13 protein-coding genes are annotated in these 10,230 nt (G+C 69.1%); 10 read left to right on the top strand and 3 right to left on the bottom strand.

Translation table 11 applies throughout. The annotated features are described in order from the left end of the window. Positions 1 to 156: 156 nt before the first annotated feature. From ABT342_RS03465 to ABT342_RS03435, 8 genes are all read left to right on the top strand, one after another. Positions 157 to 828 carry a UbiX family flavin prenyltransferase gene (locus tag ABT342_RS03465; RefSeq protein ID WP_351566256.1) on the top strand — a complete coding sequence of 224 codons (672 nt, stop codon included), beginning with the start codon at positions 157 to 159 and terminating at the stop codon, positions 826 to 828. A gap of 101 nt (positions 829 to 929) precedes the next feature. After that, a complete protein-coding gene (locus ABT342_RS03460) occupies positions 930 to 1,385 on the top strand; it encodes an Lrp/AsnC family transcriptional regulator (RefSeq protein WP_351566253.1) in 456 nt (151 codons plus the stop codon). 57 nt (positions 1,386 to 1,442) lie between these two features. Further along, positions 1,443 to 2,606, top strand: a complete 1,164-nt coding sequence (gene mqnE, locus ABT342_RS03455) for an aminofutalosine synthase MqnE (RefSeq protein WP_351566250.1) — start codon at positions 1,443 to 1,445, stop codon at positions 2,604 to 2,606. Between the two features lie 52 nt (positions 2,607 to 2,658). Continuing rightward, positions 2,659 to 3,207, top strand: coding sequence for a GNAT family N-acetyltransferase (locus ABT342_RS03450; RefSeq protein WP_351566247.1), 549 nt, complete (start codon positions 2,659 to 2,661; stop codon positions 3,205 to 3,207). 89 nt (positions 3,208 to 3,296) lie between these two features. Then, complete coding sequence (locus ABT342_RS03445; RefSeq protein ID WP_351566244.1) at positions 3,297 to 3,593, top strand: DUF4229 domain-containing protein; 297 nt, start codon at positions 3,297 to 3,299, stop codon at positions 3,591 to 3,593. Positions 3,594 to 3,910: 317 nt separating this feature from the next. Beyond that, positions 3,911 to 5,254 carry a dicarboxylate/amino acid:cation symporter gene (locus ABT342_RS03440; RefSeq protein ID WP_351566241.1) on the top strand — a complete coding sequence of 448 codons (1,344 nt, stop codon included), beginning with the start codon at positions 3,911 to 3,913 and terminating at the stop codon, positions 5,252 to 5,254. A 145-nt stretch (positions 5,255 to 5,399) separates the two neighbouring features. After that, positions 5,400 to 5,474 carry a 50S ribosomal protein bL37 gene (locus ABT342_RS38185; RefSeq protein ID WP_411977145.1) on the top strand — a complete coding sequence of 25 codons (75 nt, stop codon included), beginning with the start codon at positions 5,400 to 5,402 and terminating at the stop codon, positions 5,472 to 5,474. Between the two features lie 132 nt (positions 5,475 to 5,606). Further along, positions 5,607 to 6,203: a TetR/AcrR family transcriptional regulator gene (locus ABT342_RS03435; protein ID WP_351566346.1), complete on the top strand. Its 597-nt coding sequence runs from the start codon at positions 5,607 to 5,609 to the stop codon at positions 6,201 to 6,203. 341 nt (positions 6,204 to 6,544) lie between these two features. Here the strand turns inward: ABT342_RS03435 and ABT342_RS03430 are convergent, their stop codons facing one another. Then, positions 6,545 to 6,958 carry a DnaJ family domain-containing protein gene (locus ABT342_RS03430; protein ID WP_351566238.1) on the bottom strand — a complete coding sequence of 138 codons (414 nt, stop codon included), beginning with the start codon at positions 6,956 to 6,958 and terminating at the stop codon, positions 6,545 to 6,547. Between the two features lie 72 nt (positions 6,959 to 7,030). On the opposite strand from ABT342_RS03430, the gene ABT342_RS03425 reads away from it, so the two are divergent. Then, the gene (locus tag ABT342_RS03425) at positions 7,031 to 7,513 is read left to right on the top strand and encodes a GNAT family N-acetyltransferase (protein ID WP_351566235.1); all 483 of its coding nucleotides are present in this window, start codon (positions 7,031 to 7,033) and stop codon (positions 7,511 to 7,513) included. Positions 7,514 to 7,619: 106 nt separating this feature from the next. Here ABT342_RS03425 and ABT342_RS03420 read toward each other — a convergent pair whose 3' ends face one another. Next, positions 7,620 to 7,823, bottom strand: a complete 204-nt coding sequence (locus tag ABT342_RS03420; protein ID WP_003967102.1) for a cold-shock protein — start codon at positions 7,821 to 7,823, stop codon at positions 7,620 to 7,622. A gap of 270 nt (positions 7,824 to 8,093) precedes the next feature. On the opposite strand from ABT342_RS03420, the gene ABT342_RS03415 reads away from it, so the two are divergent. Then, the gene (locus tag ABT342_RS03415; RefSeq protein ID WP_502965442.1) at positions 8,094 to 9,005 is read left to right on the top strand and encodes a menaquinone biosynthetic enzyme MqnA/MqnD family protein; all 912 of its coding nucleotides are present in this window, start codon (positions 8,094 to 8,096) and stop codon (positions 9,003 to 9,005) included. Between the two features lie 10 nt (positions 9,006 to 9,015). On the opposite strand, the gene ABT342_RS03410 is transcribed toward ABT342_RS03415, so the two are convergent. Continuing rightward, on the bottom strand, positions 9,016 to 10,092 hold the full coding sequence (locus tag ABT342_RS03410) for an alpha/beta hydrolase (RefSeq protein ID WP_351566232.1): 1,077 nt from the start codon (positions 10,090 to 10,092) through the stop codon (positions 9,016 to 9,018). Between the last annotated feature and the right edge of the window lie 138 nt (positions 10,093 to 10,230).

Here is a 10,230-nt window from a genome sequence, read left to right as displayed (position 1 = left end):
GTCGAGGGCATGGCGCTCAAGGCGCTCGAAGAGGGCGTGGACTGGAGCTGGTCGACGTTCGGCGAGTACCTGGTGGATCATGCTGGGCTCCAGCCTGATCCACCGGACACCCCCTAACCCGGCTCTGCCACCGGGGGGCCGGATAGGCTCGATCCCATGACTGACGCCAACCGCCGTACCCCGTGGGTCGTCGGGGTTTCCGGGGCGTCCGGGACCCCCTACGCCGCCGCCGTGCTGCGCGGACTGCTCCACGCCGGTGAGAGCGTCGACCTGGTGGTGTCGCGGGCCTCGCGGCTCACCCTGCTGGACGAGACCGGGATCGCGTTCCGTGACGCGCACTGGCAGGACGATCTCCGCGAGTGGCTGGAGCGGGGCGCGGACGGCAAGCCCGGCACGTTCACCGTGGACGTCGGGGGCGTGCGGCACTGGGCCGCCGGGGACCTCGCGGCCGGGCCCTCCTCGGGGTCGTATCCCGTCAAGGGGATGCTGATCGTGCCCGCGTCCACGGCCTGCGTCGCGGGCGTGGCGCTCGGTCTGTCGAAGGACCTGCTGCAGCGGGCGGCGAGCGTGACGCTCAAGGAGCGCCGCAGGCTGGTGGTGGCGGTGCGCGAGACGCCGCTGAACGGGCAGACCCTCAGGCACCTGGTGGCACTGGACGAGGCGGGCGCCGTGGTGCTTCCCGCCTCTCCGGCGTTCTACGCGGGCGCGACGCACATCCAGGACCTCGTGGACTTCGTCGCGGGGCGGGTGCTGGACGCGGCCGGGGTGCCGCACCGGCTGTACCGACGGTGGGAGGGGGAGCTCGGCGGCTCCCGTGGCGAGCGGTAGAGGTTCTGATCGACTCAAGGATTCGCAGGGTGTCAGCCCTGCGCGCCTTACGTTTTACGTATAAACTTGCGGAATCGATGAACAATGGAAGGCTCAGGCATATGGACGCCGTGGATAAGCAGCTCATCCAGGCCCTGCGCGAGAACGGCAGGGCTTCCTACGCGGAGCTCGGCCGGCTCGTCGGACTCTCGGGTCCCTCCGTCACCGACCGCATCAACCGCCTGGAGGCGGCGGGGGTCATCACAGGCTACCGGGCGACCGTCGACGCCGCCTCGCTCGGCCTCGGCGTCACCGCGCTGATCGGCATCTCCCTGTCCGACGCCGCCGACCACGAGGACGTGGCGCGCCGGCTGCGCGATCTCGCGGAGATCGAGGACTGCTGGTTCATCGCGGGCGACGACTCGTACATGCTCAAGGTCCGGGCGAGCGACGTGGACGGCCTGGAGAAGACCATCCGCCGGCTGTCGGGGACGAAGGGCGTGTCCCGGACCCGTACGACCATCGTGCTGTCCACCAAGTGGGAGAACCGGGTCGGGGGACTGCCCGAAGAGGAGTAGGGGGGTAGGGATACCGTGGGTGGGGCCCGATAAGCGATGTATGGGAGGCGGCCGCGAATGGACGCTGGACTCAAGCGGGAGCTGGAGCAGAAGGTCCGTGCCGGGGAGCGGCTGACGCGTGAGGACGGTATCGCCCTCTACGCGTCGGACGACCTGGCCTGGCTCGGCGGCCTCGCCCACGAGGTGCGCACCCGCAAGAACGGCGACGTCGTCCACTTCAACGTCAACCGCCACCTCAACATGACGAACGTGTGCACGGCGTCGTGCGCGTACTGCTCGTTCCAGCGCAAGCCGGGCGAGAAGGACGCGTACACCATGCGCATCGAGGAGGCCGTCCGCCTCGCCAAGGCGATGGAGAACGAGAACCTCACCGAGCTGCACATCGTCAACGGGCTCCACCCCAACCTGCCCTGGCGCTACTACCCGCGCTCGCTCAGCGAGTTGAAGAAGGCCCTGCCGAACGTCTCGCTGAAGGCCTTCACGGCCACCGAGATCCACCACTTCGAGACCATCTCGGGCCTGTCGGCCTCCGAGATCCTCGACGAGCTGATCGAGGCCGGTCTGGAGTCGCTGACCGGTGGCGGCGCGGAGATCTTCGACTGGGAGGTCCGCCAGCACATCGTGGACCACCGGACCCACTGGGAGGACTGGTCCCGGATCCACCGCCTGGCGCACTCCAAGGGCCTGAAGACCCCGAGCACGATGCTCTACGGGCACATCGAGGAGCCCCGGCACCGCGTGGACCACGTGCTGCGGCTGCGTGAACTCCAGGACGAGACCGGCGGGTTCCAGGTCTTCATCCCGCTGCGCTACCAGCACGACTTCGTGGACATGAAGGACGGCAAGGTCCGCAACCGCCTCCAGGCGCGTACGACCATGGCGACGGGCGCCGAGGCGCTCAAGACCTTCGCGGTCTCGCGGCTGCTGTTCGACAACGTCCCGCACGTCAAGGTCTTCTGGGTCATGCACGGCGTCCAGACGGCGCAGCTGGCGCTCCAGCACGGCGCGGACGACATGGACGGCTCGGTCGTCGAGTACAAGATCACGCACGACGCGGACAACTACGGCACGCCGAACAAGCTGGGCCGCGAGGATCTGCTGGAGCTGATCCGCGACGCCGGCTTCCGCCCGGTGGAGCGGAACACCCGCTACGAGATCATCCGCGAGTACCCGGGCCCGGACGCGGACCGCCGCGAGGCGCCGCAGCCGATGCGCTTCTGATCCCGCCGGGGCCAGGGGCGGTGCCGTTCCCGCGCGTTGTTACCGTCGGGGCATGGCACTCACCTTCACGCTCGATCCGGACGTCGGCCCCGCTCTGCGGGACGACGTCCTCGGGCTCTGGGCGGACGTCAGCAACGCGGGCGGATCCGTCGGGTTCGTGCCGCCCGTGACCACCGAGGACATACGGCCCGACTGGCTGAAGCACCTGTCCGCGATGGCCGAGGGCCGTACCCGGCTGCTCGTCGGACGCGACGACCGGGGCGGCGAGGGTGCCGGGGGCGCCGGCGGCGTCGTGGCCGCCGCGTTCCTCACGCACAACACGCACCGGCTGATGCGGCACTGGATCTGGCTCTACACGGTGATGGTCCATCCACGCCACCAGGGCAAGGGGTACGGCCGCGAGCTGCTCGCCGCGGCCGCCGACGCCGCCCGCGGACTGGCGGGCGTCGAGGCGATACGGCTCACCTGCCGGGGCGGGATGGGCCTGGAGCGCTTCTACGAGTCGTGCGGCTACAAGGAGGTCGGGCGGGTGCCCGACGCCATCCGGGTCGCGGACGGGGACGACCGTGACGACATCACGATGCTGCTCCCCCTGCACTGACACCGAAGACACCCGAACCGACCCCGTGAACTGATCAAATCGCCATCTGCTTCACTGGTCGGGCATATCAGTGAAGGAAAGGGGCCGTCGTGTCCGACAGCAAGACGAGCGCCACGCTCCGGTACACCCTCATGCGTCTCGGCATCTTCGCCGGCTGCTTCGCCGTCATGTGGGGACTGGTGTACCTGCGTGTGGTGCCGAGAGGCCTCGGCGACTCCAACCTGCTGTGGGTGCTGGTCCTCTCCGTCGTGGTGTCCGCGCCGCTCAGCTTCGTCCTGCTGCGCAAGCAGCGTGACGCGATGTCCGAGCAGATCGTCGCCAAGGTGGACCGCGCGAAGTCCCGTCTGGAGTCCAACCGGTCCCAGGAGGACAGCGCCCTGCAGTAAGGCCGCAGTGGCCGCAGTAAGCGGAACGTAAGCTTCCTCACACTCGTCCCACGCCCCGCGCCGGAGCAGCCGCTCCAGCGTGGGGCGTTGGCGTGTCCCCGCCCCGAAGAACCTCAAAGAAGTGCTTTGAGGTTCTCAAAGTTCAAGTGTTAACGTGTTTCGCATGACGACAGCAGTGCGCCCCTACGCAGCCATGAGCACCTCGCTCGTGGCGCGCCTGCACGTCGATCTCTGCCGCTGTATGTCCGCGGTCTGTTGCCGCTCGGTCTGACCCGGCATCACAGCGGCGCTCCCGCGCGCCGCACCCCTGTCCCCGTATGTCTCATGCGCCCTCATGGAGTGTGCCCGTGTCCGCGAACTCCTCGCGAATACCCAGAATCCCCTTCTGGGCCCAGATCGTCGCCGGTCTGGTCCTCGGCGGCCTGCTCGGCTGGCTCGCCCGCAGCCAGGACATCAACTGGCTCTACAAGGCCCTGGAGCAGGTCGGCGGCATCTTCGTCCAGCTGCTGAAGCTGGCGGTCGCCCCGCTCGTCTTCTTCGCGATCCTGGTGTCGATCACCAATCTGCGGAAGGTCAACAACGCCGCCCGGCTGGCCACCCGCACCCTGCTCTGGTTCATGATCACCTCGCTGATCGCGGTCGCGATCGGCCTCGCGATCGGCCTGCTCACCAACCCCGGAGCGGGCACCGGCCTCACCCCGAAGGACGGCAAGAAGCCCGAACACGCGGGCTCCTGGATCGACTTCCTCACCGGCATCATCCCGACGGACGTCATCACGCCCTTCACCGAGCTGAACGTCCTTCAGATCGTCTTCATGGCCGCTGTCGCCGGTATCGCCGCCCTCAAGCTCGGTGACCGCGCCAAGCCGGTCCTCGCGCTGAGCGAGTCGGTCCTGGAGCTGCTCCAGAAGGCCCTGTGGTGGGTCATCCGCCTCGCCCCGATCGGCACCGTCGGCCTCATCGGCTACGCCATCGCCGACTACGGCTGGGACCTCATCGGCAAGTACGCGACCTTCACCGCCGACGTCTACATCGGCTGCGCGATCGTCCTCTTCGTCGTGTACCCGCTGCTGCTCGGGCTCGTCGCCAAGGTCAACCCGGTGCAGTTCTTCAAGGGCGCCTGGCCGGCCATCCAGCTGGCCTTCGTCTCCCGCTCCTCGGTCGGCACGATGCCGGTCACGGTCAAGGTCACCGAGCGCCTCGGCGTCCCGAAGGAGTACACCTCCTTCGCCGTGCCGTTCGGCGCCACGACCAAGATGGACGGCTGCGCCGCGATCTACCCGGCGCTCGCCGCGATCTTCATCGCGCAGATCTTCGACGTCCAGCTGGGCATCCAGGACTACCTGCTGATCGCGTTCGTCTCGGTCGTCGGCTCGGCCGCCACCGCCGGTCTCACCGGTGCGACGGTCATGCTGACGCTGACCCTCTCCACGCTGGGTCTCCCGCTGGAGGGCGTGGGCCTGCTGATGGCGATCGACCCGATCCTGGACATGGTCCGCACGGCCACGAACGTGGCCGGTCAGGCGCTGGTCCCGGTCATCGTCGCCGCCCGCGAGAAGATCCTCGACCACGAGGCGTACAACGCGGCTTCGGCCTCGCCCGTCGACGAGGCGGAGGGCCGTGAGGCCGAGCAGAAGGTGGCTGTGCCCGTCGCCGCCTGACCCTGCCCGCCGTATGCGGCATGAGCGCCCCGGATCGGAAGCGATCCGGGGCGCTCTGTCGTTCGCCCGGCCGCCGTGGCGACGGGCAGGGGCTGAATCTAGACTGATCACGGTGTGAATGGTCCTGAAATAAGGAGATACGCACATGTCGACGCGAGGCAACAAGCGGCGCGCCCGCAAGAAGAAGAAGGCCAACCACGGCAAGCGCCCCAACGCCTGAGCCGTTCCCGCATCCGGAAGGCCGGTCCCTGTTTCAGGGGGACCGGCCTTAGGCTTACCGCCGAGTAAGGGAGGGCGCGTGAGTGGGGCCGGTAAGGGCACGCGGTTGCCGCGTGCCGTGCGGGAGCGGCAGATGCTGGACGCGGCGGTGCGTACGTTCGGGCAGCGCGGGTACCGGGCGGCGTCCATGGACGAGATCGCCGAGCTGGCGGGCGTGTCCAAGCCGCTGGTCTATCTGTACCTGAACTCCAAGGAGGACCTGTTCACGGCGTGCATCCGGCGCGAGGCCGCGGCGCTGGTCGCGGCCGTACGCGCGGCGGTGGAGCCGGGGCTGCCGGCGGACCGGCAGTTGTGGGAGGGCCTCGCGGCGTTCTTCCGGCACACCGCCGAGCACCCGGACGCGTGGGCGGTGCTGCACCGGCAGGCGCGGACGCACGGCGAGCCGTTCGCCGCCGAAGTGACGGTGATGCGGGACGAGATCGTGGCGTTCGTGACCGCCCTCGTCGGCGCGGCGGCCCGCGAGACCCACGCGGAGGGCGACCTTGCCGACCGCGACATCGAGGGCCTCGCGCAGGCCCTGGTGGGCGCGGCCGAGTCGCTGGCGGGCTGGGCGAACGACACCACCGGCGTCTCGGCGAACGAGGCGGCGGCGACGCTGATGAACTTCGCCTGGGAGGGCCTGGGCAACCTCATGAAGGGCGAACGCTGGTCGCCGTCCGCCGGCCGGTGAGGCTCACCGGGCAGGGCCGGTCCGGCCCGGCTGGGGCTCACCGCGCACGCCGTGCCCGGTGGCCGGTGAGGCGCACCGCGTACGCCTGGAGGCCGTGGCGCACTCGCGCATACTGCCTCTCCGGCGGCCGGTGAGGCCTAGGTCGTGTCTGACGAATACCGCCGTCCGCCCGTAGGGCGGGGCGCGCGGCGTTCGGTGCGTGCCATCGCAAGGCGGAAGATCATCCTCGTACCGGACGTAAGTGGATGACTCCGACAAGGCGGCTGGGGGCACCCCCGGGCGAAGCTCTGGGGGAGTGCGTGCCGGGCGCCGCGTGCCAGGCGGGATGTGTCAGACACGGCCTAGGCCGCGCTGCCCGCCTGGTGGCGCCGGCGCCAGTCCCGGACGACCGCCTCGGTGTCGTACAGCCGCAGGCCCAGCAGGGGGCCGGGCGGAGGGCGGCGGATCGCGGCGGCGATCTTGTCGTTGATGCCGGAGACGATACGGCGCACGGCGGCCTCCGAAGGGGCTCGTGCGGCGGCCTCCAGCGCGTCCTCGGCCTCCTTGCGGAGGGCGAGCGTGGGGGGCAGGTAGGACAGGCCCTCGCGGTGCATCTTGCCCTTGACCCACCAGAGGTCGTCGTAGGCGTCACCGCTCTCCGGCAGGGGCAGGCCGATGCCGGGAAGATCCTTGAAATCGCCGCGCTCCGTCGCCTCGCGGATCTGTTTGTCGGCCCACGACTCGAAGCTGACGCCCGGCGGCTTGCGCTCGGTCACACCTCCAGCGTACGGGCCCGGGGGCGCCCGTGGGAGATACGTATCGCCGGATGACCGTGCGAGACTCGCGGCATGCTGATCAGAGACGCGACACCCGACGACTGGGCCGCTGTCTGGCCGTTCTGGCACCGGATCGTCTCGGCCGGAGAGACCTACGCCTGGGACCGCGACACGCCCGAGCCGGCCGCCCGCGCGCTGTGGATGGCACCCGCGAACCGCGTGTCCGTGGTGGAGGACGAGAGCGGCGCGATCGTCGCCTCGGCGTACGTACGCCCCAACTACGGCGGCCCCGCCGCGCACATCGCCAACGCGGGCTTCATGGTCGACCCGGCGCACGCGGGGCGGGGGATCGGGCGGCTCCTCGCCGAGTACGTGCTGGAGCAGGCCAGGAGCGACGGCTACACCGGAATGATCTTCAACGCGGTCGTGGAGACGAACCCGGCGATGAAGCTGTGGGAGTCGCTGGGCTTCCGGACGCTCGGGACCGTACCGGGCGCCTTCCGGCACCCCACACGCGGCCCGGTCGGGCTGAACATCCTCTTCCGGGAGCTGTAGCGCGCGGCGCGCCGGGAAAGGGCAGGAGCCCCGGTTCCGTACTGGACGTACGGAGCGGGGCTCCTTGGGTACTGCTAAGTCGAGCGCGATCGCCGACCCGGGCAACTTAGGCCGGGGTGACGTTCTCCGCCTGCGGGCCCTTCGGGCCCTGGGTGACGTCGAAGTTCACGACCTGGTTCTCCTCGAGGGAGCGGAACCCGGACGCGTTGATCGCGGAGTAGTGGACGAAGACATCCGGGCCGCCGCCGTCCTGGGCGATGAAGCCGAAGCCCTTTTCAGCGTTGAACCACTTGACGGTTCCGGTAGCCATAAGCCCTCCTTGGGCCAAAGGGTTGCCCTGCTCCAGAACCTGCAAACAAGTCTGAAAACTACAAAAGCCTGCGGGTCACATGCTCCGCAGGCTCTGTACTGCAAGGGAAACCAAACTGCAACTTGCGCTGAGCGTAGCACGCAGGGTGTTCGTAGCGGTAGAGGGAAAGATCACGTCACCCGGATGTTTGATGCCGACTCGACACGCTGACGCTCGCGGCGCGCCGCCCCCGGGCATTCGCGGCGCCGGTCACGGGTCTAGCCTCACGATGTGGACAGTCACGCAGAACTCGCAGAACCCGCAGAACCAGCTGATAGTGCCCGCGTCGCCACTGCCGGCCACCACCGCAGCAGGCCGCGCGTCGGACACATCCAGTTCCTGAACTGCCTGCCCCTCTACTGGGGGCTCGCGCGCACCGGGACGCTCCTCGATCTGGAGCTCACGAAGGACACGCCGGAGAAGCTCTCCGAGCGCCTGGTCTGCGGAGACCTCGACATCGGTCCGATCACCCTGGTCGAGTTCCTGCGCAATGCCGACGAGCTCGTCGCGTTCCCCGACATCGCTGTCGGCTGCGACGGCCCGGTCATGTCGTGCGTGATCGTCTCGCAGGTGCCGCTGGAGCGGCTGGACGGGGCCAGGGTCGCCCTCGGCTCGACCTCGCGCACCTCGGTACGGCTCGCCCAGCTGCTGCTGGCCGAGCAGTACGGCGTGGCGCCCGACTACTACAGCTGCCCGCCCGACCTCGGCGTGATGATGCAGGAGGCGGACGCGGCCGTGCTGATCGGGGACGCCGCCCTGCGCGCCTCGCTGCACGACGCGCCGCGCCTGGGCCTGCGCGTCCATGACCTGGGGCAGATGTGGAAGGACTGGACCGGCCTGCCGTTCGTCTTCGCCGTGTGGGCGGCGCGCAAGGACTACCTCGCGCGCGAACCGCGTGTCGTGGAGAAGGTCCACGAGGCGTTCCTGGCGTCGCGCGACCTGTCCCTGGAGGAGGTCGTGAAGGTCGCCGAGCAGGCCTCGCGCTGGGAGGCGTTCGACGCGCGGCTGCTGGAGCGGTACTTCACGACGCTCGACTTCCGGTTCGGGGCCGAGCAGCTCGCCGGGGTACGGGAGTTCGCACGCCGGACCGGGCCGACGACCGGGTTCCCGGCGGACGTACGGGTCGAGCTGCTCGGCTCGTGACGGCGGTGGGTCAGGAGGACGGGATCGGGGCCTGCATGTGGTCGCTGATCCACTGGATCGACCCGTCCTCCATGCCCCTCACATAGGTCTTGGCGTTGTGCTCGCCGTCCTGGATGACCTGGAGCCGGGTCTTGACCGGGCCCTTGGTGTAGGTCCGGATGAAGGACTTCAGGTTCCTCATCCCGGACTCCTTGGTGCCGATCTGGAACGCCAGATGGACCCGGTTGTCCTCGGTGTCGGGCCTGGCGCCGAGCGCCGCCGCGAGCTTCTCCGGGTTGTTCGCCTGCTGCTCGGCCGGGTGTCCAACCCACAGCGGGGAGTCGGGCACGGTGTCGGGCCCGGAGGCGATGACGGCCTTGAACTTGTCGGGGCGCTGGAGCACGGACTTCAGTCCGACGAACGCACCGGATGACGATCCCATGAACGCCCAGCCGTCCCGGGATTTGAAGGTACGGAAATTGGCCTTCACGAAATCGGGTATGTCCTCGGTCATCCAGGTGCCCATTTTCGGCTGCCCCGGTATATCGCTGCCGTCGTAGTAATACTTGTCGTCCGGGTTGAGTACAGGCATCACGACGATGAACGGAAGGCTCTTCCCTTCCTGCGACCACTTGGTGATGCTGCTCTGCAGCTTCAGGTCGGTGCCCATCCAGTAATTGTTCGGGTAGCCGTTGCCGCCGGGGAGTGCGATCAGGACCGGGAAACCGCTGTTCGCGTACTTCGGGTCGAAGTACTGCTTCGGGGCCCAGACCCAGACCTTGCCCGTGAAGCCCGACTTCTCGCCGTGCAGCGTCGTGCGGCCGATCTTGGTGCCGTCGTCGAGCGTGGCCTGGGTGGTGAACTCCGCCTTGGGGCCGGTCGGGAGCAGGGTCTTGGCGGCGGCCTCGGCGGCGGCGGGATTCCCGGCCGGGTCTGCGGAGGACTTCCCGGAGGCGGCGGGCGCGGGTGCCTGGGCCGAGGGGCCGTCGAAGGAGACGGGCTCGCCCTCGTCGGAGCAGCCGGAGACGAGCACGACCGAGCCGAGGGCGACGGCGGCGATGAGGGCTTTGGCCTTGGTCCTGGTCCTGGCCTTGAGCGGGCGTTTCATGGCTGAACTCCGAGGTTTGCGGTGGTTTCCGCCGAGAGAGATGCGAGGTGCGGTGCGTTGGTTGGCCCGGGGCGGGTGGCAATCCCCGTGATGCCGCCCGCGGCCGCGCTCTACGCTGGTGACGACGTCCATCACGCA

The sequence above is a fragment of the Streptomyces sp. NPDC000410 genome (genome assembly GCF_040300305.1).
Classification (GTDB): Bacteria; Actinomycetota; Actinomycetes; order Streptomycetales; family Streptomycetaceae; genus Streptomyces.
Note: the sequence above shows the minus strand (reverse complement) of the source record. Positions and strands in the feature narration are given on the sequence as shown.

What these genes read in the sequence shown, in the direction of transcription:
- ABT342_RS03465 (WP_351566256.1), top strand. Translation starts at nt 157, where the DNA reads ATGACTGACGCCAACCGCCGTACCCCGTGGGTCGTCGGGGTTTCCGGG.
- ABT342_RS03460 (WP_351566253.1), top strand. Translation starts at nt 930, where the DNA reads ATGGACGCCGTGGATAAGCAGCTCATCCAGGCCCTGCGCGAGAACGGC.
- mqnE (WP_351566250.1), top strand. Translation starts at nt 1,443, where the DNA reads ATGGACGCTGGACTCAAGCGGGAGCTGGAGCAGAAGGTCCGTGCCGGG.
- ABT342_RS03450 (WP_351566247.1), top strand. Translation starts at nt 2,659, where the DNA reads ATGGCACTCACCTTCACGCTCGATCCGGACGTCGGCCCCGCTCTGCGG.
- ABT342_RS03440 (WP_351566241.1), top strand. Translation starts at nt 3,911, where the DNA reads ATGTCTCATGCGCCCTCATGGAGTGTGCCCGTGTCCGCGAACTCCTCG.
- ABT342_RS03435 (WP_351566346.1), top strand. Translation starts at nt 5,607, where the DNA reads ATGCTGGACGCGGCGGTGCGTACGTTCGGGCAGCGCGGGTACCGGGCG.
- ABT342_RS03425 (WP_351566235.1), top strand. Translation starts at nt 7,031, where the DNA reads ATGCTGATCAGAGACGCGACACCCGACGACTGGGCCGCTGTCTGGCCG.
- ABT342_RS03420 (WP_003967102.1), bottom strand. Translation starts at nt 7,823, where the DNA reads ATGGCTACCGGAACCGTCAAGTGGTTCAACGCTGAAAAGGGCTTCGGC.
- ABT342_RS03410 (WP_351566232.1), bottom strand. Translation starts at nt 10,092, where the DNA reads ATGAAACGCCCGCTCAAGGCCAGGACCAGGACCAAGGCCAAAGCCCTC.